Source organism: Marinomonas sp. PE14-40, from assembly GCF_051623805.1.
In the GTDB taxonomy this organism is placed as follows: Bacteria; Pseudomonadota; Gammaproteobacteria; order Pseudomonadales; family Marinomonadaceae; genus Marinomonas.
Window position 1 is genome coordinate 4,377,016 of record NZ_CP130700.1, and the last position, 21,418, is coordinate 4,398,433.

Here is a 21,418-nt window from a genome sequence, read left to right on the forward strand (position 1 = left end):
ATGTTAGCGTATGCTTAATGATTAAGGCTGACTTACCCACTTTCGGGTGTCAGTCTTAATTCGCTTTAAGTAAGAGGATAGGTGATTCTATGTCTAAGCTAACTGAATCAATAATGGCGCAGGCCGTTAAAGACCGTGATACAAGTTTTGATGGAAAATTTGTTTACGGAGTCGTGACCACTGGTATATTTTGCCAACCCTCTTGCCCATCGCGTCAGGCGAAATCCGAAAATATTCGCTACTTTTTCTCAAAAGAACTCGCCTTACTAGCAGGCTTTCGTGCTTGCAAACGCTGCCTTGCCAACGAAGATATGACGGAACTTAATCAACTCGTTGAGGTGGCGCGTTATATTCAAAATCACTTGGAAGACAGTCTTTCTCTAGAGCAACTGGCTTTGGTGGCTGGGCTATCTGCGTCTTGGTTACAACGTCGTTTCAAATTAGCGTTTGGGGTAACCCCTAAAGCCTATCAAGATGCCTTACGTATGGGGCACTTTAAGCAATCCTTGCAAGCTGGAGAGCCGATAACCGATGCTATTTTTGCTTCAGGTTATAGTTCAATTAGTCGCGTCTACGGACAAGCATCAAGACACCTTGGTATGAGCCCAAAAGCCTATCGAGCGGGTGGGAAAGGGGAGCATATCTCTTATGGTTTCGCGTCCACATCTTTAGGGTTAATTGCCATGGCTGCTACGCAAAAAGGGGTTTGTTTCGCGCAATTTGGTGAAGATGAAAAAAGCTTAATCGAGCAAATGCAAGCGGAGTTTCCTAAGGCCGAATTAAGCCCAAGTGATGCTCAAGATTCGATCGAATTATCCAACTGGATAGAGGCGCTTAATCAGCACATTAGCCAAGGCGCTCCCAGACCAGATTTGCCTTTAGATATAAGAGGTACAGCTTTTCAGATGCGAGTGTGGCAGTTCCTTTTAAGTATTAAAGAGGGAGATGTACTAAGTTATTCTGAAGTGGCACAAGGGATAGACAAACCCAGAGCGTTTCGTGCGGTAGCGACAGCCTGTGGCAAAAACTCTATAGGTGTTTTGATTCCCTGTCACCGAGTATTAAGGGGCGATGGTAGCTTGGGTGGTTATCGCTGGGGATTAGAGCGAAAACGTACTCTTCTAGATGCAGAGAGGCTTGCAGTGTCAGTACCTGAATAACAAACTGTCATCACGAGAAAATTAGTTAAAAAAGGACATGCAACAAATGGAAAAACAAGACATGAAATCGGCAAATCTCATGAGCCTTAATCCGATCAGGCAAGATGAGCAAACAGGCTGTGGTATCGCGAGCGTAGCGAACACCTTGGGCCTGAGTTATCAGGAAGTAAAAGTCCAAGCGAATCAGTTAGGCATCTTCGCAGATGATACAAAACTCTTTTCTAATACTGGCTATGTTCGTACATTGTTGGTTCAATATAAAATAAAAACACATACTAAAGAGCTGCCTTTTACGAGTTGGGAAGCCTTGCCAGACCTCGCTTTATTGGCCATTAAATACTATAAAGAGGCAGGTAAGGGGTTTTGGCACTGGGTTGTGTTTAAGCGCCTTAATGGGCAAGATTATGTGCTCGATTCATCTCAATCTTTAACTCAGCACTTAAGACAAGACTTTGAGAATATGCAGCCTAAATGGTTTATTCCCATGAGTCCGGAGCCACAAAACCCATGACAGCAAGACCTCAGTTAGATCAAATTTGGCAAGAATATCGCCAAGCATTAAAAGCTTTTTTACATACCAAAGTAAGCTGCCCAGATGATGTGGATGATCTATTACAAGAGGTATTGCTTAAGAGCTTTACTAAGCTGGATAGCCTCAAAGATGCGGCAAGTATTAAAGCTTGGCTGTTTCAAATTGCAAGCCACAGTGTGATCGATTTTTATCGAAAGAACGCAAAAAAAGCGGACCAAATTGAAGACGAAGAAGGGCATGTGGCAGAAGAAGGTAAAAGCGATGCGTTTGATAATACTATTAAGTCTGAGCTATCCCATTGTGTGCAACCCTTTATCAGCGCTTTGCCCTATGAACAAGCTGAGTTGCTACAGGCAATAGAGCTAGAAGGTATATCGCAAAAAGCCTATGCTGAGCAAAGAGGTATTCCTTATTCAACCCTTAAATCCCAAGTAAAAAAAGCACGATTAGAACTGAAAGCCTTATTTGATCAGTGTTGTCATTTTCAGGAAGATAAATTTGGCAATCTGATTGAGTATGAAAGAAAACAGAACTCGAATTTAGATATGAAGAAATCAGGTTCTAAGGGTAACTGTGACCCTTGTTAGGGGTCATTATTCTTTTCTTTTTAACTTCTTATTTTTTATTTTTCAAAAAAACGTCGTCTTTTTCTGCGGTGCTTCGTCTTATTAGTAAATAGATTAAACCTTTTTATTAAGAGAGAAGAATATGATCAAGATAGTTAGCTTTAAAATTTGTCCTTTCGTGCAACGTGTTACTGCCTTGCTAGAAGCAAAACAATTGGCTTATCAGGTTGAATACATCAGCTTGAGCGACAAACCACAATGGTTTTTAGATATTTCTCCTAATGGCCAAGTGCCGCTTTTAATTACCGAAGAGGGTATCGCCTTGTTTGAATCAGAAGCCATTGTGGAATACATCAACGAAGTGAGCCATCCCCTTGAAGATAACTTAACCCCAGAGCAAAAAGCGTTAGACAGAGCTTGGGGTTACATGGCAGCGAAACACTACCTAGTACAATGTAGCGCTATGCGCAGTGCCGATGAAGACACCTTGTGTGAACGCATGACTAAACTCAGTAAGCCTTTTGCTAAAGCTGAAGCAGAGTTGGCAAAAAGAGAAAACGCTTCTGGTCATCTATTTAAAGGTGAGCAATTGAGTAATGTCGACATTGCTTGGTTGCCTTTGCTGCACAGGGCTCAGATCATTCAGCAGCATACAGGCTTTGATCTTTTTGCTAACAAACCGAATGTGAAAGCGTGGCAAGCGGCTCTGTTTGAAACGGGATTGTTTGGAGCATCAGTGGCGGATGACTTTGAAGAGGCATTTACTGGGTTTTATCTATCGGATAAAACCTATTTAGGCCAAGGCGCTAAATGTTGCGAAACTCGCTCAAACTCTAATGACGAGCTAGCCTGCTGCTAGTAATACCTGCTGCTATTAATAGATGCCTCTTACCTTAATCACAGATTCTTTAAGAGTAAGGGGCATTTTTTTAACCTGTCTTACTGAGTTGTCAGTTGATGCTTTTGTTTTAAGGCTTGAATAAAGCCCGGCAAGTTTTGTACTTGATTCAGCGCTTTTTGAAAGTCGAATACCAAGTCCTCTTCGACTTCGTGATGAAAAGCAAAACATAAAGGGCGTTTTTCAAGTACCCAGACGACGTTAAAGTTTTTTGGGTCTTCCCCCATTTTTATCAACTGTCTAAAAACGGTGGTTTCTTCGCTTGAGATAAGGTCTACATGCCCATGTTTGAGCATTAAAATGGCACTGCTTAAGAAGTTAGATAAATGTATTTTAGTCTCAGAGAAATCTTTATCTTTTAATAACTGCTGGCCAATATCTGATCGAATCGCCACAATTTTATATTGCTTTGCATCTTCAATAGATTCTATTTCGATTTTTGAATGACGGCGAGAAATTAACACAATACGAATATCAATAATGGGGCAGGCCCATTTAAATAGCGCCTCTCTGGATTCACTGCGAGTGGTAGAGAAAAGTAAAGTATTATCTTGTTGCAGGCCAAGGGAATAACCACGTGCCCAAGGAAACACATGAATCTTTTGAGGTGCAACCTCAAGCACTTCCCAAACCTTATTTAATACCTCAATTGAAAAACCTTGGGGGATACCCTGTTCATCTTGGTAGTTATAAGGGGCATATTGCTCTGTAATGTATTCAAGGTTCTCTAAGGAATTTGCAGCTTTGCTTAAGCCAGACAAACAGAAAAGAAAACATATGAAGTATTTAAATAACTCCATACCTACCTCATCAATCACTCGTCTTACTTTTAGTATGGTGCAGTCTTGGGAAAAGCGTATTTTGTTTTGTGAAATTTTTTAATTCTTGAAAATTGTGATTCGAATAGTCTATTCCAATTTTAAGGAGAAATAGATTCGCCGCCTTCCCAATCTCTAACTAAGCTTGTTTAAAAGCATAGAAACGTTATGGTTGAGGTTCATATGTCTGCTTATTACCCTGTTGAAATTGCCTGTAAATTTGATTTACCTGCCATTGGTTTAGGTACGTATCAAGTGAATGATGAGGATGTTGAGGCTTTAGTTTGCCAAGCTTTGGTTTTGGGTTATCGCCATATAGATACAGCAGAGGGCTATCATAATGAAGCGGGTGTTGGACGGGCTATTCAAGATTATCTAAAACAAGGGATAAGCTCACGGGAGGCTATTTTTATTAGCTCTAAACTCTGGTCAGGGAATGCGAATTGGGGGCAAACACCAAAAGATTACTCCGCCTGTATTCAAGCCTTTAATGAGAGTTTAGAGCGCCTACAGCTTGATTACTTAGACTTATACCTAATCCACGCACCTTTTAAAAAGCAGGAATATATTGAGCAATGGCGTGCCTTGGTTGATCTGAAAAAAGCCGGCAAAGTGATACATATTGGAGTGAGTAATTTTACTCAACAGCATATTGAAGACTTAATTCAAGCAGATTTACCCAAGCCTGAAGTAAACCAAATCGAGTTACATCCTTGGTGCCAGAAACCTGAGTTGGTTGCTTATCTTAAAGCTAATAATATTTTGCCTATGGCCTACAGTAGCTTGGTTCCATTAGTGAATTGGCGCACCGAACCTAAATTAGAAAGTGCAAAAAACGATAAGATGCAGGCGCTTTCTCAGGATCAAGACTTTGTGATTAACCGTTTGGCGCAAGAGTATCAAGTGACACCAGCTCAACTCTTACTACGTTGGGCGTTAGAGCAAGGTTTTGCTGTCATCCCTAAAAGTTTAAGTTCAACCCATCTGGCTGAAAACCTTGAACTTTTCCACTTTAGATTAGATGATGTGAGCAAGCAGCAATTAAGAGAGTTAGACCTAGCTATGCCAGTATCATGGCCAAGCTGTGATCCTAGCCAGCTATCATCCTAAAAAGTTCATAAGCAGTATAGAGCGCTAACTTAAGCAGAGATAAGGAAACCCTATGTTAGAGCCAAGGTCACAGGCATTTTTAGAGACATACCTCGCAAGTCTTTCCGAAGAGGAACAAGCTAAGGTAAGCAGTGTGAGTGCTGATTATTTTTGTGCCGATGAATACAATACCAATGTCTGTGCTGACCTTATTTTAAAGGATGAGAAAACAGCCAGTTGTAGTATGGCACATTGGTATGAGGTAGAAGGTGACCCTATGCCAGAAGTCGGCGCCTTACAGGTTGTCACTAACTGGGATGGTGAGCCTATATGTATTCTCGAAATTACCTCAGTAACCCTTTGTGCTTATCAAAATGTGACAGCTGAGTTTGCCGCAGCAGAGGGAGAAGGGGATAAAAGCTTGAGTTGGTGGCGCGATGCTCATTGGGATTTCTTCAGCCAAGAGTGTGGTGAATTAAAGATTACCCCACAAGAAGACATGATGTTGGTATTAGAACGATTTAAACGTGTTTTTCCCATTCCTGTTTCTTAACTCTTTTTCCTAGCACTTTTTCTGAGTGCTTTATTCTAGTTTTTAATTGGTTTTTATAATATGAAAACTAAAACACCAAACATCTGACCGATCGGTTAAATATAATCTCATTTAACTTTACACACCTGTCTAAATTATGGACAATGCGCGCCTGATTCAGGGTTCCCTCACCCCTGGCGTTTCATAAAAAGGACAATACAATGCAAATGACTCCGACATTTGATGCATTATCTAACAATGCGTCAACCATAAAAAAAGCCCTGCTTATTCTTGCTGGATTCCATATTCTTATCTTGGCATCGAGTAACTATCTAGTTCAACTTCCCTTTACCATCTTTGGTTTACATACCACCTGGGGAGCTTTCACCTTTCCTTTTGTATTCCTAGCGACTGATTTAACCGTTCGCCTTTATGGTGCGGCATTAGCAAGACGTATCATTTTGACCGTGATGTTGCCTGCATTGCTGGTATCCTATGTGGCGTCTGTGTTGTTTTATCAGGGTAGTTACCAAGGGATAGAAAAGCTGGCACAACTTGATACCTTTGTTGCTCGTATCGCCATTGCAAGCTTCGCCGCGTATGTTGTTGGCCAAGTCATGGATGTGACTGTTTTTAATAAGCTAAGACAAGCAAAAGCTTGGTGGATTGCCCCATCTTTATCCACCGTAGTCGGTAATGCCGTGGATACTTTGGTTTTCTTTGGTGTAGCCTTTTATCAAAGTAGCGATGCTTTTATGGCAGAGAATTGGGTTGAAATCGCTCTAGTCGATTATGGCTTTAAGCTGATTATCAGCCTATGTATGTTTGTGCCCTTATACGGTGTCTTACTGAATAAACTGACTCAAAAACTAGCCAAGTCAGCCTAAGCTTGCTCTAAGTGCTATCTCAAAGCCTTATCTTTAAAGCCTCAATTTATTGGGGCTTTTTCATGTATACCCTTAGTAAAGGCTTTATTGCTCGTAGATGGTTTGGCTATACTAACTGACACTTAATTCAGTTTTATTTTGACTAAGTGACTAGCCATGAATAAAAAACAGATACGAGTACTTACTTTTCTGATCATTTTTGCTGGATTTCAGGCCATTAACCTTAATGCTGAAACCGTCAGATTAACCAGTGGTGAATGGGCACCTTTCACCTCAGAACATACCTTAAAGCATAACGGACTGGTCTCTAGAATCATTCGTGACTCCTTTGCTCTAGAAGGGATCAACGTCGAGTTTGGTTACTTTCCTTGGAAGCGTTCTCTAAGACTTGCCAGAGAAGGGCGATGGGATGGTTCAGTCGGCTGGGCGATTACAAGGCCAGACATACAAGAAGACTTCTATATAAGCGATGCAACCAACTCGATACCTAAAGTGCTGTTTTCCTTGAAAGAAAAACCATTAATTTGGGATTCCATGGTGGACTTAGAAGATAAGCAGATAGGGGTAACAGATGGGTATTTTTATGGGAGTATGTTTGAAAATGCTAAAAATAACGAGCGCTTTAAAGTGCAATATGTATCAAGCGAACGGCTTAACTTAATTAAGTTATTAGGTGGCCGTATGGATGCTGTAGCAATGGGGTTGGATGCCGGCTTGTATATGATTAAAAGAGACTTATCGCCAGATCAAGCTGATCGTATTACCTATCACCCGAGGCTCTTAGCTGAAACCTTTCAAGGTGTAGTCTTCCCTAAAAAGTTAGAGAGAAGCGCTCGTTTAGTCAAAACCTTCAATAAAGGCTTAAAACGTTTGAAAGCATCCGGTAAATACGATCAATACTTTGCTGAATCCAGAGCAGGCCTATATCTACTCGAAAACTGATCGATGCTTATTTAAGGGTTAGCCTTGATGCTTGTAAGTGGCGCTTTGCTCTAAATAATTAAGCTCATTTTGGCTAAAACCAGAGGCGAGCCGTGCCTCATGATTAAAAGGCCCGCTTAAAGGTTGCTTCATATACTGTTCAATTAAGTGAATGAAATGCGTATCAGGGTTAAGTTTGGCTTGCTCACAACGATAACGAAACCATCGTGTACCAGAGCTCACATGGCCGACTTCTTCATTACAAATTTGGGTGAGTATTTTTACCATCTGGGTATCATTTTTGGCTTGAAACTTAGTTAACGTGGCCGGAATCACATCAAGTGCACGAGCCTCAAATACCCTGTGTACTATGGCCATCCTATCGGTTAGATCATCTGCTGTAGTGACTGCCATTTTCCAAAGCTCGTCGTGAGCAGGAAAACTGCCATAGTCATAACCCATTTCTCTTAGCCTCATACGTAAAAGGCTAAAGTGTTCCGCTTCTTCTTGGGCGCATTGCACCCAATCTTGGTAGTAGTCTTTTGGCATATCGCGATAACGATAAACCGAGTCCCAAGCAAGGTTAACTGCTGTTAGCTCAATATGAGCTAGGGCATGAATCAGTGCCGCTCTGCCTACTTCTTTGTTCAACTTACGCTTAGGTATATCTCTTGGCATCACAATTTCAGGTTTTGATAAACGTCCTGGCTCATTCAGTAATTCAACCGGCGAGCTCTCTCGCCAGCTTAGCTTATTTGCTTGCCAAGCCGCACAGGTTTGATAGGTGAGGGCTATCTTGTCGTCTGGATTAGCGGTTAAAAAGCAGCGTTTTGCTTCCTGATAAAGATTTTGCATGGAGAGAATCGCGTCTTAGGGAAAATGAAGGGGCGCTATTTTAACAAGGTGACTCATGGTGATTTTGATCTAACGCAGAAAATCTGATGTCAGTATCGATTTTGTTTAAGCAAAACATGATATTTGTCTTAACGAATTTTATGAAAACGGTAATTACATTATTCAAACTAAAATAAGTTATGCTAATTTATTAAGTAGGTGTGCAGCAAAGTATGAGCTTTATCGAATGCCTGTTTTAGATTAATTGATAATGTCTGAGAGATGAATGAAAGCCGCTTTTCTGTTATTGATACTAGTATCGAGTTTTTATACCCACGCCACCAATACCACAGAAGTCTTGGTTTATCGTCATGAAACCATGCCTTGGTGTGGCACAGTCGATGGACGTGATGCAGGAGTCACTGTCGAAATATTAGAACAGATCACACTGCATGGTGGACCAAGCTTTCGCTATCAGTCTATGCCATGGCCGCGTGCTCAAAAAATGGTGCAAAAGACCAAAGGTACACTCATTATTCCGCTTACCAGAACCCCAACAAGAGAACCGGATTACACTTGGATAGTGCCGCTTGTCCCTAATCAAATACGCCTGACTTTGTATGATGAATTTGCAACTAAAAACACGCAAGTAAATGACCTCAGCCTAGATAAAAGTAAGTGGCTGTCTGTGGGGGTGATTCAAGGCTCATCTGTTATCCCTGAATTAGAAGAGGCAGGCTTTACCAGTATTTATGAAGCAGATGATATAGAGCAGTTAATCGATTTACTGGCTAAAAAAAGGCTGGATGCCATGGTGGAATCTAAATTGGTGGATACCTATCAGTGGCAAAAACTAGGCTATGACAAACGCAGTTTGGTAGCTGGGCCGAATGTAGGTGGTGTGAATTATATTTACCTTGGGGCAGGCTTGGATTTTCCACCTGAGACTGCCAAAGAAATACAAGATGCGATGGAAAAGATTAAAGCCAATGGTGTGTACGATGAGATCTTGTCTCGTTGGTATTAAGCTCACTACGTTTGTTTAGCTTACCTAACTTAATAACGCTTTTGCCTTTTCTAATGTTTTGTTAATGGCGATAGGTAATGATTTCTCATTATCTATCGCCATTAAGCCTGTCTTACTTTTCCTTTAACTCTTTCCCATCTTCGTTATTAATCACATCACTGTTAATCATAGGCGCTGTCACTAACTCATCCTTGTGAGAGGCGAGGTCGTCTATGAGTACAGCATCGAGTGTGCAGAAAGGTTGCGCGTTAAGGCAAGAGAGTGGGATTTCATCGCCATCTTTTATCGCTTGCTCACAGGCAGGGTTAGATTTAGCCAGTGTCTGCCAGTCTACTTGTGTGTCAGTATCTTTTAGCGTTTCGTCTGCTTGTACTGCTGCGACTTCTGAAGCCGCTTCTTGGGCAGTATCTGCTTCACTCTGATGATCAGAGACCGAGCTTTGCATTAACTCTTTTATATGGCGTTGTAATACTAAAATAGCGATCACACCAAAGATAATATTCCCCAAGGCTTGTCCATAAAGTACGCCTAATGCACCAAACCAAAGAGAGCCAAGGTAAACAAAAGGTAGTGTTCCTATGGTGGCACGGCCAAGGCTTAATACAGTGGAATAAAGCGGTTTACCTAGGTTATTGAAAGAGGTGTTGGCAACAAAGATAGCGCCATTAAAAACAAAGGTAATGGCCACATAAGTACAAAACGCTTGCACGATAAGCACGGCATCCCCTTCTAAGGTGAATCCCTGAATCACATAGTCTTGTACAAAGTAGAGCAATATACACACGCCAATGGTGTAAAGGGTGGTCACAAACAAAGAGTTGTAGAGTGTCTCTTTAACTCTATCTATCCGTTTTGCACCAAGGTTTTGGCCGATAATCGGGCCAACTGCCCCAGATAAGGCAAAAATAACCGCAAAGCACACAGGGATAAGACGACCAATCACCGCATAGCCTGCGACAAAGTCATTACCGTATTGAGCAATGCTGGTGGTGACGATAGCGTTACCGATTGGTGTCGCAGCGTTAGTAAAAATGGCCGGCACAGCAATCTTTAAAATGGCCTTAATATGTTTTAACCACTGGTTGAGGCTCGGCAAGCTCACCAGATTATGGTGTTTAATTAATGGGTATAAAGAGAAATACAAAACGGCAAAACGTGAGATCACAGAGGCTAAAGCCGCGCCTTCCACATTCCAGTTAAAACCAAAGATAAAGATAGGGTCTAAAATAGCGTTAACAATGCCACCAGATAGCGTAACCCACATAGAGCGCTTGGCATCACCTGCTGATCTCAACCCTGCACCAGCAGCCATAGCGACCGCTAAAAATGGGCCACTAGGTACGAGTATTTGTAAATAGGCTTCAGCCCGTTCTGCTGTGGCTCCCTCTGCCCCAATCAAGGCTAATAATTCAGGGATATAGGCGAACATAAAGACAGTGAAAACCAAACTAATAGCAAAGGCGGTTATCATGATACTGCCACTTAATTGTCTGGCATTATCAAATTCCTTGGCACCTATGGCTTTAGACACCAAAGCCCCCATAGCAATAGAAGTACCGATAGACACAGAGGTGGAGAAGAACATCAAGGTACCAGCAAAACCGACAGCTGCTGCAAGCTCAATTTGCCCCAGCATACTGATAAAGAGCATATCCAATAGATCGACGGCAAATAGCGCCATTAAGCCAACCGAACCAGAGCCCGACATGACTAAAATGTGACGCATGGTAGAACCTTCTACAAATTTTGCAGTTTGTGCATTCATTAGTGTCTCTTTAGAGAAAGGTTGAAAGGGGACTTTAGTTAATCACTCTCTCATGCATCTGGCTAGGGGGAAGTTGAGACTTGTAGCAGAATCATGAAGATTCGATGAATTTACCCAGTGCTTAAGCGCAGCTGACATTTAATTAAGGTATAACACACCATAAGCACCTAGAATCTAACATGATATTAATTCGAATACCTGCCAGAAAACCTTAAGGAAGCATATATGAAACTAGGTTATTCCGCCTCGTTAGCACTATTAAGTGTGTTAATTAGCGCCTGTACTAGTGCGCCTAAGATTACTGAAATTGCTGATTTAGAAAGTTTACCGCAAACCGCAGAATCCTATACTCAATCTATCGGTAGTTACGACTTTGACGAACAAGCAAGATTAGATGCAGAGTACAACAAAACCTTCTTTAGCCCTTGGGACATTACTCAAATGTCTTACGATCTAGAGCAAGCGAGCTGGGGCAGTTACTACCTTAAAAAAGAAACCTATGGTGAAAACCACAAGCTTCGCAAAAAAGAATGGTACGAAGCGCAAATCAGACGCTCTAACTTTGAGGAATATGACACAGCCAGAGAATATGCCATCACGACTCACAATACGGACCTGAGAGTCTTTCCCACTCAAAGTGTGATTTTTTATAACCCAGACTCCCCTGGGGAAGGTTTTCCCTTCGACTATAACCAAAACTCTCACATCAAGATTAATACTCCACTATTTGTCTCACACTATTCCTTAGATAAAGCTTGGGTCTATGTGGAAGCGAATTCACTCTTTGGTTGGTTACCCGTGAAAGACGTGGTATTGATGAACAAAACCCAAAGAGACAGTTTTAAAAATGGGAATTATTATGTCTCCACGCAAGATGATTTTGCTTTGTTTGATAAAGCCAACAATTTTATCGAATACATCAAGCTAGGTACCATCTTTCCTGTGATCGCAGGTGAGCTTGTAACAGTACAAAAAAATCACCAAGCTGGTGGTACAGGTGTGGAGTTTGTTCTATCCCCAGCCAATGCGCAAAATGTTGCGCCTAAGCCACTTAAATTCAACCAAGCGAACTTGAATAAAGTATCGAACGCTTTAATCGGCGAAGATTATGGTTGGGGTGGTGTACTTGCTAATCGAGATTGCTCTGCTTTTACCAAAGACTTCTTTACACCATTTGGTGTTTACCTCAAACGTAACTCATCAAAGCAGCTAGAAGCAGGTGAGTATATTGAGCTTAAAGAACTGGATAACCAAGGCAAAAAGCAACGTATTCTAGAGGACGCCGTACCCTTTATGACGCTGATCTACCTACGTGGACACATAATGCTATATGTGGGCGAAAAAGCTGGCGAGCCACTCGTTTTCCATAATATCTGGGGCTTACGTACTCTAGAAGAAGACGACAGCGTGGGCCGATTCATCATAGGCCGAGCTGTCATCACCACCTTAGAACCAGGTAAAGAGCTACCTAAACTCATCCAAGAAGCCAGTATCTTAACCAAGATACAAGGCATGGTTACCCTAGATAAAGGACCAGTTCTAGCCCAGTAAAAATAAAAAAACGGCGTCAATTATAGGTGATGATAGACGCCATTTTTTAACCTCCTTGCCTTTAGCAACTTGCAATAAACACAGCTTCACTTTTGTACTTATCTTGTGTCACTTGATCGATTAAAAAATGAGCCAGTTTTTTGGGGTGTATCTTCCCCCCTTGAAAACGTGTCGTGCTGACTTTTAGTTGGTCCTGCTTGGCATCAAAATGTATTCCACCACAACGGGCATAAGTCCAGTCAAGTTGGCTTTGTGTGAGTAACTCATATTCCGCTTGGCGGTCATGACACATTTCACCAAGAATCAGCGGTGCTAGCTTGTTGAGCATGAAGCGCATAAACAGAGAGTTCTTATCCTTTGGGGTTTTTAGGCTAGCACCCGTGGTTAAGATTAAACGCTGGATACCAGCATCTTCCATAAGCGGAATGAGTAGCTTGGTGCTATTAGAGCAAAGCCAACTTTTTGCTGACTGTTTTGCTTGCTTGAGGCTTTGATTTATGCCACTTGGCCCTAAGCAAGACACGACCGCATCAGCCCCTTGTATCAGTTCTGCCAAACTCGCCTGATCAAGGGCGTCACCTTTAATGATCTGAACATCCTGATGGACTTTTACCTTGCTAGGGTCTCTTGCTAAGACTCTAAGTTGGTAGCCTTGTGCTAAAGCTGCATGGATTACTTCGTTGCCTGTACGGCCCGTTGCGCCAATTAAGGCCAATGTTTTCTGTGTCATACCTGTTTCCCTTATTCATTAATTAGCGGTTTAGTCGCTTGTCATTGGGGGCAGTATGTCACTTGCTTATTGATTCTATTAGTTGTTAAAATTGATAAAAAGTGATCCTCTTTTAGTATCAATAAAGTGAAATGATAAATCTATGTGGCTTAACTATTTAAAACCTATGGCTATTTTTGCTGTGGTCGTTGAAACCGGTAGTTTCACGGCGACAGGTAAACGCTTAAACATGCCAAGGGGAAAAGTCAGTGAGCAGGTGGCAAGGCTTGAAGATTACCTCGGTGTTAAGCTCTTCGTTCGCAATACCAGAAAGGTCAGTATCACAGCTGAAGGAGAAGTACTTTACCGTGATGCGAGTAAATTACTTGCCCATGGCAGTGGGGCAATAGAAGAAGTAAAAAGTTTAGAAGATGAGATAAAAGGTAAAATACGCATTACCACTACCAGTGACTTTTACGAGTGCTTACTACTCCCTATTTTAAAGCGCTTTAAAGTGGATTACCCGCAAGTTGAATTCGATCTCATCATTACAGAAGAGGCGCTTCCTGTCATAGAAGGGGCCATTGATATTGCCATTCGATCGGGTGATTTACCTAACTCAAATCTAGTCGCTGTACCACTAACCAAGACAAGGCTAAAACTCTTTGCCAGCCCTGAGTTCGATCAAACTCACATTCATCAGCCGCAGGATTTAGCTAAGCTTCCTTGGGTTGCTTTAAAGCATGCCGCTATGCCAGAACTGGTGTTGAATAATCAAGCAGGCGAAAGTATCAGTATCAAGCCCAATTATCAAAATACCGCGAATAATATTGCTACTTATCAGAAGTTAATTGAAACAGATTTTGGTATTGGATTAATGGCGGAACACAGCGGACAAGTTTTGGTGGATACAGGGCGATTTGTACCTTTATTAGCTGATTGGTCTCTTGAGGCCTTGCCTGTCTCACTCATCTTTCCTAATCGAATCCATATGGCAAAGCGCACCCGTTTACTGATACAGGCGCTTAGGCAAGCCTTTGATAAATCGGTAAGCTAAGATGAGGTGATATGTTATTCACGAACATAAAGCTAAGGCATAATCTCATCGTAGGTAGGGCTGGCTTTTATATCTTTTAACGCCTGATCTATTTGCTGGAGATAGTCTCTATTTTCTTGCGTATCGTGACAAATTAAGTTGTCGCTGCCATGGTATAAAACAAACCTCTCATCGTAATGCAGTATATCCAAATGGGCGTTGAGGTCGGGCATAAAGCCCAAAATCGCCTGCACCCGTTTTGCGACTAACATATTGATGCTCTGCTCATCGCTACTCACAAGAGCGAGCCTGTGCTTCTCTGGTAATATTTTCTTGTATAAATCTTCAATTCCTAGGATTCCACCAATAAGCATATTCTGGTTCAGGTCGTTAAAATTGGTGATAGGTGGCATGTGCTGTAGGTTAAAAAAGTGCAGTTTGATTTCACTTAAAGGGTTTGAAATAAGGTATTTTCCAGGGGTTTTAATTGTAAGACTGTTACCTGATAGTAGGCAATTATCATGCTTATTTTCGAAATGATAAACCGCCCGTTTTAATGGGATTACTTTTAAAGAAAACTCAGTATCAATGGCGTCATTTAACTTAGTTAAAAGCTTTGGGTAAGGGCCGCCAGCATCTTCAAACACTAATCCATTTATCGGATGAGACACAATGTTGATAGCGAATGATTTCGTCGCTAATAAAACACAGAGCAAGAAGAAAGCGTTTTTATAAGTTGCCATCATGACCTTTTACGAAGGTGAAAAGTTAAAAGCTAATACCCGAGGGTTAGAAAAATTATAGGAATGGCTAGCAAATAAGAAAAGCAACAAGCTGTAAATTAAGCGCCTAATTAGATTAAAGTTTGCCCAGTGAAGGTGTTTTCAAAACCTTAAACAATGCCTCTAATCTCAAGGGGTTAGTCTAGCTGTGACAAAATGCTGCATATGCACTCACTTTTCTAAGAGTTAAACTCTCCCTCTTCTTATAGCTATTTAGCGAAAATGATTTTCAGAAAACAAAAGTAGAGACCTTTTCACGACGTCGTGAGCAAAGCCAAGACGAGGCAAAAAGAAACGAAAAAGCAGAGTTTATAAGCTATAAATGAGCATTTTGAGTTTGTTTTTAACACTGTATTGGCGCGCTCAGCAGTTGTAAAAGGCTCTCAAGTAGAACAAGGACAGGTTTTGATCATAACCCCAGAATTACTCGCCATGCTTTTTGGCGTGGCCGTGTTAGCCGGCTTTATCGACTCCGTCAGTGGCGGTGGCGGCTTAATCGCTTTACCCACCTTGATGTTAGCTGGCTTAAGCCCAGTACAAGCCATAGGCACGAATAAGTTTCAGGCCATCTTTGGCAAGATATCTTCCGTAAGGTATTTTTTAAAACACGGCTTAATAGACGTGAAGAAGTTCAAGCTGGCGATAGTTGTCACCTTTATCAGCGCAGGCCTTGGTGGTTATGCGGTACAGCTGATTCCTAATCATGACTTAGTCTTGTACATCCCTTGGATGATAGGTCTGGTAGCGCTTTACACCATCTTCTCACCAAGAATGGCGGACATAGATACTAGCCAACGTCTCACCATTGCGGCTTTCAGTTTTATTGTCGTACCTTTTCTCGCCTTCTATGATGGCTTCTTTGGCCCCGCCGCCAGCTCTTTCTTTTCTATTTCCTTCATAGCTTTACTCGGCTTTAGCACCGCCAAAGCCGTGGCCCACACCAAGCTCCTATTACTCTTTGCCAATGGCGCCGCCATCATCACCTTTATCATAGGTGGGCATATAATCTGGCAAATAGGTTTTATCATGGCCATAGGCCAATGGATAGGCGGCCACTACGGCTCCAAAATGGTACATCTCAAGGGCAGTAAAATCGTCAAACCCATGTTGATTTGTGTGTGTTTTATCTTGATTGGCAAGATGATTTATCAGAGCGGGGTGGTAGTGTAGCTAGAATGCAGCTTAACCAAAAAAGCCCCATCTCTGGGGCTTTTTCGTGCTAACGCTGGGTTAGTCTTGATCTTCTTTTGGTCTATCGCTTTTCCAAATATACAGTTTTGCCATTTTCTCATGGTAAAGGTCTGTCAGTTCTAGATTTTCGCTGAGTAGGCCTTTTTTAATGAGGGCGGCGACGGTCTTTTCGTAGTAAACGATTTTCTTTTTTTCTTCTGGTCTGTCTTTGTGTGAAAAACAATATTTGTTGTTTGAATCTTTAGTAAGTGTGTACCCACTATTGAGACGGCCTAGAAAAACTCTTTGTGTTTGTGTTAAGGGAATTGAGAGTGGCATTTTGATTTTTTTAACTAGCTGTATTGTCGATGGCCTTATATTAGCATTTACTGTTAGCTTAGATAAACTTTTGCTTATGTCTGATTTTAGTTTTTATAAAAGGAAGTCGCTGTATGGATACTAATGATATGAGGTTTAAGGCGCTTGAGGCTTTAGGTGCTGGTGAGTTTGATCATCTAAATGGTTCTTTGATTTCGCATTTAACGGGTACTTTCAAGATGTTAAAAACATGGGGCGCAGCAGACTATGTTTGTGATGCCGGACTTTTTCATGCAGCGTATGGCACCGCAGGCTTTGATGAAACCATGGTGTCTTTATCCCAAAGAGCCAAGATAGCAGAGGTCATAGGGAAAGAGGCTGAGGCTTTGGTTTATTTATATTGCAGCTGCGATAGGGATTATGTGTTTGAGCGAAGCATGGGCAAAGTCTCAATGGCGTTTAAGGATAGGTTTACCAGTGAGTGTTTTACCTTAGATGATGAACAGGCTAGCGCTTTTTGTGAATTAACGGTAGCCAATGAGTTAGAGCTTTTATTGACGAGCGAAGCGTTTGTGGCCAAGTATGGAGCTGAGTTATATGACCTGTTTGAGAATATACAGCATTATTTAACCGACACAGGTGTTAAGGCTTACAAAACCTTTTATGCAAAAGAGCCTGAATTAACTGACTGATTAAGAATCGAAGATGCTCAAAAAATGAAACAAGCTTAATAAGGATGAAAAGCGTTTTAACCATGAAGATAGACGTTGCGACTAAGTCTGATATGTCGGACTTTTTTACTTATCTCACTTTGCAATTAGCAGATAACAGGCGCGGAGATTCACCTTTGTTCCAGCCTGTGTCTCGCGATGATTCGATTGTCAGTGTGGCAACCAGACAAAGGTTTATGCAAGGTATTTCAACGCCTGTAGGAGAGCCCGGTTGGCGCTTGTTATGGATAATGAAGAATGACACTGGTGCAATTATGGGGCATGTGGATATTCGCCCCTATGAGGATGAGCATTGTCAGCACCGTATATTGTTAGGAATGGGCGTTGATCGCCATTATCGAAGACAAGGTTTGGGCTGTATATTGATTGAACACTGTATTGCCTATTGTCATGATCAGGCGCAAATCAGTTGGTTAGATCTAAATGTGTTGTCGAATAATGAGGCGGCGAAACAGCTTTATTTGAATGCTGGATTTCAGATTTTAGGTGAGGTTGAAGATAGGTATCGTATTGATGGCGTGTCTGTGTCTGAAATTAGCATGACAATTAATACAGCAAGATTTTAAACCTGTGCCCTTAGTTGTTTGGAACATTCTTTAAAGTAGCTAATCTAATGGGTAAATTAAATAGTGAAACTAACTCGTTGGAAGAGGAATTAACCCTATGATGTCTTGTGATCAACATGATTATATTGAACTGGTATGTGTGTATCGCTATCAGGTTGAACTCGTTTTAAAGACGGGTGAGGTGCTTCAAGGGAAGGCATTAGATACAGCTTATAATGATGAACGCCAATCTTGTTTGTGTTTAAAACAAGGTGATGAAACGCGTTTAGTGGTGCTAGACAATGTGGCGAGTATGTCGGCTTGTGAGCCTAACCCTCACTTTTTTGAGATTTCTTTTGTTTAATTTTATGATGCTTTTTAGGGCGTTTTAGCCTCTCTATGTATTAGTGATTATGAATATTTAAGCTCCGTAAAATTGAGTGTTTACGGGGCTTTCCTCTTATTTTGCCTATCTTAATTTCACTTTCCTTTTATCTTCTTGCTTAGGGGACAAATGGCATGATCGCTATGGATGATTCTGTCTTGGACTGGAATAACAGCTTTGTTTTCCAAGAGGCTGACGTAAAAACAGGCTTTACGTATCGTACTCAAATGGCAAGTCGTAAGGGTTTTGAGTTTATTGAAACGCCAACGAAAAAAGCGGCTGATGTCATTATGGTTGAGCGCTTTGTTGCTTTGGTAAAAGAGCAGGATGTCGCTGCGTTAGGCAAGTTTGCCGACAGTGCGTTTAAAACCCAACAGTGATTAGATGCTATTTGGGAAGTGACTGATTAACGCATTCTTTTGTGTAGAAGCCATTTGTTCTTAAGTAAGGAATGAGTGGCTTTTTTGTGAGTTAAATAAATTGATTTTAAAGCAAATACTAACCTGTTAGATTAGGCCTAATCGAGGTGTTGAACGCTTTAAAAGGAGCATAAGTCATGATCGAGTGGCAAGTTAGGCGGTTTGAGCAGTTAAAAATAGCTGAGCTTTATGAGATTTTAAGGGTAAGACAAGAAGTGTTTGTGGTTGAGCAAAACTGCCCTTATCAAGATGTAGATAGCTTGGATAATGTGTCTTGGCATCTTTATACCAGTGATGAAAAGACCGATAAAATTTTAGCCTATTTACGTATTACTTATGCTGGTTGTAAATATGATGAAATCTCTATTGGCCGTGTGCTTACTACAGAAGCTGCACGTGGTATGGGATTAGGTAAAGCCCTGATACAAGGTGCACTTGAATTTTTAGATAATGAAGCGCCAAAAAGCCCGATTCGTATTTCTGCTCAACTTTATCTGCAAAAGTTTTATGAAGACTTTGGTTTTGAGGTGGTGTCTGAGCCGTACGATGAAGATGATATCCCTCATATAGAGATGTTGAGAGCGCTCTAAACTGAATAGGTTTGCACAAATCTTCTAGCAATATTTTTGGGATAGTCTTACCTTTTTAGTGGTTATGGTCTTTATGCATTTCAGTCGTGCATGTTTTTAGAGAGTTAGGTAAATGTCACACACAGACAGTTGGGTACAATTAGAACAGGATAAGCGCACGGGGATAGAAACCTTTCGCGCTCATTTCAAAGGACATGCTTATGACCCTCATTGGCATGATACTTATCTGATTGGCTTTACTGAGCAAGGTGTGCAGCAATTTAATTGCCGTAAACAGATGTGCACGTCGTTAGAGGGTGGCAGTTTTCTATTAGAGCCTGGTGAAATACATGATGGTAATGCGCCATTAGAAGGGGGCTTTACCTATCGCCAGCTTTACCTTCCTGTGGCTTGGTTACACGATAATCTCGCCTCTTTATTTCATGACTTACCGGATAACTTTGAGTTTAATACCGCTCAGAATTTAATGCAGGACAAACAGCTGACTGCCAGTATTTCTGCGGCTTTTAGTGCTTTGCATTACCAAGAACCTGAAATTATTCGAGAAGCTTGCCTAGACCAAATGTTAGCCCATGCCAGTAAGCATTTGAGCTGGCGTAAAAAAGCAGACCGAGACTTACCTTTATCTTTTGGTAACCCATGTGAATTGGCTTTAAGAACCCGTGAGTACTTAAGGCAAAACATACATCAAGACATTAACCTTGAAAGCTTGGCGTTAGAGTTAGGTACAGACAGGTTTCGCCTGACTCGGCGTTTTAAAGCGGCTTTTGGGTTAGCGCCTCATGCTTATTTAATTCAATTAAGGTTAGCAAAAGCCAGAACCTTGTTGTCTCAAGGTATTTCCCCTATTAGTGTGGCGAGTGATTTATGCTTTGCTGACCAGAGCCATTTAGGGCGTTGGTTTCGTCGTGCTTATCGCTTAACCCCTAGTGCCTATCAAAAACAGATTATGCAAACTCGTTAAGCCTTAAGTTCGGGCTTTTAACCTGCTTGCTAGTTGTTCAAACTCACTTCTTTTCTATCAGAATATCATTTTAAAAACAGTGATTTAGCTAATTAGTTAATAAATCCTTCTTATGCACAAAGCTTCCAGACTTTAAGGCTTGGGCAGCTGATACTAAGCATTCAAATTACCCAAGTGACAGGTGTTTCTATGTTGAGTTTATACGTGAGTTTTTCTTTATTTTCCTTTGTGGCTTCTATCACACCAGGGCCAACCAATGTGATTGCCTTAAGTTATGGCGGCAAGCTGGGAATCTTACGTGTGATGCCTTTCATTCTTGGGGCTTCGATTGGAACGGGCTTTATTCTGTTTTTTACATCCATGGGGCTGACTCAATTTTTATTTGATTACCCTTTTGTGAAGCCTTTATTAGGATTTGTTGGCGCCAGTTGGCTGAGTCTTATGGCATTTAAGTTATTTAAGCTTAAGTCTATTTCGGCTGATGGTACGGGTTTAGAAGACAAACAAGGCCTGACTTGGTTGCAAGGCTGTGGTTTGCAGTTTGTTAACCCTAAAAGTTGGATGATGTCTGTGACGGTTGCCAGCTTGTTTCCTAGTCAAGGCTTGAGTGAGCTGATCCATTATGTGGTGTTAGCCGTTTTGTTTGCCTCAATTGCTGTGCCTTGTATTTGTGTTTGGGCTTATCTTGGTAAGTTGGCTAATCGTCACCTTGAGAGCGAACAACAGCAAATTCGTTTAAACCAAATACTCGCCATCTTATTGTTTTTAAGTGTATGGTGGGCCTTTATTCAAGCCTAATAACGATATCGGTTTAGACCTAAAGGGAGTCTGTTGATGGTAAGACATATTTTATTGGTTAAGTTTACCTCTGAAACAAGTGAACAGGATTTGAGCCAGTTAGAGCAGGCCTTTTATCAACTTAAAGCAGATATTCCTGGCATTGAAGGGGTTGAGTTTGGTGCTAACATTAGCCCTGAAGGGTTAGATAAGGGTTATACCCATGCTGTTTTAATGACGTTTGTCGATGTTAAAGCGAGGGACGCTTACTTGCCCCATGCTAAACATGAGGCCTTTAAAGCGATATTTGTGCCTATGATCGCTGATATTCTGGTGTTCGATTACGAGTTTTAAGCAAACAAAAAAGGAGAAGAAATCTTAATGATTTCTTCCCCTTTTTTTCATTTCTTTA

The 21,418-nt window shown here is 41.4% G+C and carries 26 protein-coding genes; 20 read left to right on the forward strand and 6 right to left on the reverse strand.

The window, feature by feature from the left end:
- Positions 1 to 89: 89 nt before the first annotated feature.
- The 4 genes from Q0A08_RS20190 (at position 90) to Q0A08_RS20205 (ending at position 3,117) form a co-directional block, all read left to right on the forward strand.
- Positions 90 to 1,160, forward strand: a complete 1,071-nt coding sequence (locus tag Q0A08_RS20190; RefSeq protein WP_438463266.1) for a bifunctional transcriptional activator/DNA repair enzyme AdaA — start codon at positions 90 to 92, stop codon at positions 1,158 to 1,160.
- Between the two features lie 46 nt (positions 1,161 to 1,206).
- Positions 1,207 to 1,671: a hypothetical protein gene (locus tag Q0A08_RS20195; protein WP_438463268.1), complete on the forward strand. Its 465-nt coding sequence runs from the start codon at positions 1,207 to 1,209 to the stop codon at positions 1,669 to 1,671.
- Positions 1,668 to 2,279 (forward strand): RNA polymerase sigma factor SigZ, encoded by a 612-nt coding sequence (sigZ, locus tag Q0A08_RS20200; RefSeq protein WP_438463270.1) that lies wholly within the window; start codon positions 1,668 to 1,670, stop codon positions 2,277 to 2,279. The genes Q0A08_RS20195 and sigZ overlap by 4 nt, the downstream gene beginning before the upstream one ends.
- 121 nt (positions 2,280 to 2,400) lie before the next feature.
- Complete coding sequence (locus Q0A08_RS20205; RefSeq protein WP_438463271.1) at positions 2,401 to 3,117, forward strand: glutathione S-transferase family protein; 717 nt, start codon at positions 2,401 to 2,403, stop codon at positions 3,115 to 3,117.
- Between the two features lie 80 nt (positions 3,118 to 3,197).
- On the opposite strand, the gene Q0A08_RS20210 is transcribed toward Q0A08_RS20205, so the two are convergent.
- Positions 3,198 to 3,956: a substrate-binding periplasmic protein gene (locus Q0A08_RS20210; protein WP_438463272.1), complete on the reverse strand. Its 759-nt coding sequence runs from the start codon at positions 3,954 to 3,956 to the stop codon at positions 3,198 to 3,200.
- Positions 3,957 to 4,157: 201 nt separating this feature from the next.
- On the opposite strand from Q0A08_RS20210, the gene Q0A08_RS20215 reads away from it, so the two are divergent.
- The 4 genes from Q0A08_RS20215 (at position 4,158) to Q0A08_RS20230 (ending at position 7,424) form a co-directional block, all read left to right on the forward strand.
- Entirely contained in the window at positions 4,158 to 5,084 is a 927-nt protein-coding gene (locus tag Q0A08_RS20215) for an aldo/keto reductase family protein (RefSeq protein ID WP_438463273.1), read from the forward strand.
- 52 nt (positions 5,085 to 5,136) lie between these two features.
- The gene (locus tag Q0A08_RS20220) at positions 5,137 to 5,616 is read left to right on the forward strand and encodes an ASCH domain-containing protein (protein ID WP_438463275.1); all 480 of its coding nucleotides are present in this window, start codon (positions 5,137 to 5,139) and stop codon (positions 5,614 to 5,616) included.
- 200 nt (positions 5,617 to 5,816) lie between these two features.
- The gene (locus Q0A08_RS20225) at positions 5,817 to 6,482 is read left to right on the forward strand and encodes a 7-cyano-7-deazaguanine/7-aminomethyl-7-deazaguanine transporter (RefSeq protein WP_082828026.1); all 666 of its coding nucleotides are present in this window, start codon (positions 5,817 to 5,819) and stop codon (positions 6,480 to 6,482) included.
- Between the two features lie 156 nt (positions 6,483 to 6,638).
- Entirely contained in the window at positions 6,639 to 7,424 is a 786-nt protein-coding gene (locus Q0A08_RS20230; protein WP_438463276.1) for a substrate-binding periplasmic protein, read from the forward strand.
- 18 nt (positions 7,425 to 7,442) lie between these two features.
- Here Q0A08_RS20230 and Q0A08_RS20235 read toward each other — a convergent pair whose 3' ends face one another.
- On the reverse strand, positions 7,443 to 8,258 hold the full coding sequence (locus tag Q0A08_RS20235; protein ID WP_438463278.1) for a ferritin-like domain-containing protein: 816 nt from the start codon (positions 8,256 to 8,258) through the stop codon (positions 7,443 to 7,445).
- 265 nt (positions 8,259 to 8,523) lie between these two features.
- Between Q0A08_RS20235 and Q0A08_RS20240 the strand changes: the two genes are divergently transcribed.
- A complete protein-coding gene (locus Q0A08_RS20240; RefSeq protein WP_438463279.1) occupies positions 8,524 to 9,264 on the forward strand; it encodes a substrate-binding periplasmic protein in 741 nt (246 codons plus the stop codon).
- A gap of 112 nt (positions 9,265 to 9,376) precedes the next feature.
- Here the strand turns inward: Q0A08_RS20240 and Q0A08_RS20245 are convergent, their stop codons facing one another.
- Complete coding sequence (locus Q0A08_RS20245; protein ID WP_438463280.1) at positions 9,377 to 11,029, reverse strand: MATE family efflux transporter; 1,653 nt, start codon at positions 11,027 to 11,029, stop codon at positions 9,377 to 9,379.
- A 225-nt stretch (positions 11,030 to 11,254) separates the two neighbouring features.
- Between Q0A08_RS20245 and Q0A08_RS20250 the strand changes: the two genes are divergently transcribed.
- Positions 11,255 to 12,580: an SH3 domain-containing protein gene (locus tag Q0A08_RS20250; RefSeq protein WP_438463281.1), complete on the forward strand. Its 1,326-nt coding sequence runs from the start codon at positions 11,255 to 11,257 to the stop codon at positions 12,578 to 12,580.
- A 61-nt stretch (positions 12,581 to 12,641) separates the two neighbouring features.
- Here Q0A08_RS20250 and Q0A08_RS20255 read toward each other — a convergent pair whose 3' ends face one another.
- On the reverse strand, positions 12,642 to 13,310 hold the full coding sequence (locus Q0A08_RS20255) for an NAD(P)-dependent oxidoreductase (protein ID WP_438463282.1): 669 nt from the start codon (positions 13,308 to 13,310) through the stop codon (positions 12,642 to 12,644).
- Between the two features lie 142 nt (positions 13,311 to 13,452).
- Between Q0A08_RS20255 and Q0A08_RS20260 the strand changes: the two genes are divergently transcribed.
- Complete coding sequence (locus tag Q0A08_RS20260) at positions 13,453 to 14,346, forward strand: LysR family transcriptional regulator (RefSeq protein ID WP_438463283.1); 894 nt, start codon at positions 13,453 to 13,455, stop codon at positions 14,344 to 14,346.
- 32 nt (positions 14,347 to 14,378) lie between these two features.
- Here Q0A08_RS20260 and Q0A08_RS20265 read toward each other — a convergent pair whose 3' ends face one another.
- Positions 14,379 to 15,068 (reverse strand): hypothetical protein, encoded by a 690-nt coding sequence (locus Q0A08_RS20265; protein WP_438463284.1) that lies wholly within the window; start codon positions 15,066 to 15,068, stop codon positions 14,379 to 14,381.
- Positions 15,069 to 15,512: 444 nt separating this feature from the next.
- Here Q0A08_RS20265 and Q0A08_RS20270 point away from each other — a divergent pair, with 444 nt between their 5' ends.
- Positions 15,513 to 16,277, forward strand: coding sequence for a TSUP family transporter (locus Q0A08_RS20270; protein WP_438463285.1), 765 nt, complete (start codon positions 15,513 to 15,515; stop codon positions 16,275 to 16,277).
- Between the two features lie 60 nt (positions 16,278 to 16,337).
- On the opposite strand, the gene Q0A08_RS20275 is transcribed toward Q0A08_RS20270, so the two are convergent.
- Entirely contained in the window at positions 16,338 to 16,616 is a 279-nt protein-coding gene (locus tag Q0A08_RS20275) for a hypothetical protein (protein ID WP_438463287.1), read from the reverse strand.
- A 113-nt stretch (positions 16,617 to 16,729) separates the two neighbouring features.
- Here Q0A08_RS20275 and Q0A08_RS20280 point away from each other — a divergent pair, with 113 nt between their 5' ends.
- The 8 genes from Q0A08_RS20280 (at position 16,730) to Q0A08_RS20315 (ending at position 21,360) form a co-directional block, all read left to right on the forward strand.
- Positions 16,730 to 17,287: a DUF6817 domain-containing protein gene (locus tag Q0A08_RS20280; protein ID WP_438463289.1), complete on the forward strand. Its 558-nt coding sequence runs from the start codon at positions 16,730 to 16,732 to the stop codon at positions 17,285 to 17,287.
- Positions 17,288 to 17,349: 62 nt separating this feature from the next.
- Positions 17,350 to 17,892 (forward strand): GNAT family N-acetyltransferase, encoded by a 543-nt coding sequence (locus Q0A08_RS20285; RefSeq protein ID WP_438463290.1) that lies wholly within the window; start codon positions 17,350 to 17,352, stop codon positions 17,890 to 17,892.
- A 97-nt stretch (positions 17,893 to 17,989) separates the two neighbouring features.
- Complete coding sequence (locus Q0A08_RS20290) at positions 17,990 to 18,235, forward strand: Rho-binding antiterminator (protein ID WP_438463292.1); 246 nt, start codon at positions 17,990 to 17,992, stop codon at positions 18,233 to 18,235.
- 155 nt (positions 18,236 to 18,390) lie between these two features.
- Positions 18,391 to 18,636, forward strand: a complete 246-nt coding sequence (locus Q0A08_RS20295) for a hypothetical protein (protein WP_438463293.1) — start codon at positions 18,391 to 18,393, stop codon at positions 18,634 to 18,636.
- A 176-nt stretch (positions 18,637 to 18,812) separates the two neighbouring features.
- Entirely contained in the window at positions 18,813 to 19,265 is a 453-nt protein-coding gene (locus Q0A08_RS20300) for a GNAT family N-acetyltransferase (RefSeq protein ID WP_438463294.1), read from the forward strand.
- 112 nt (positions 19,266 to 19,377) lie between these two features.
- Complete coding sequence (locus Q0A08_RS20305) at positions 19,378 to 20,229, forward strand: AraC family ligand binding domain-containing protein (protein WP_438463295.1); 852 nt, start codon at positions 19,378 to 19,380, stop codon at positions 20,227 to 20,229.
- A 189-nt stretch (positions 20,230 to 20,418) separates the two neighbouring features.
- Positions 20,419 to 21,027, forward strand: coding sequence for a LysE family translocator (locus Q0A08_RS20310; protein ID WP_438463297.1), 609 nt, complete (start codon positions 20,419 to 20,421; stop codon positions 21,025 to 21,027).
- Between the two features lie 36 nt (positions 21,028 to 21,063).
- On the forward strand, positions 21,064 to 21,360 hold the full coding sequence (locus Q0A08_RS20315) for a Dabb family protein (RefSeq protein ID WP_438463298.1): 297 nt from the start codon (positions 21,064 to 21,066) through the stop codon (positions 21,358 to 21,360).
- Positions 21,361 to 21,418: the final 58 nt, after the last annotated feature.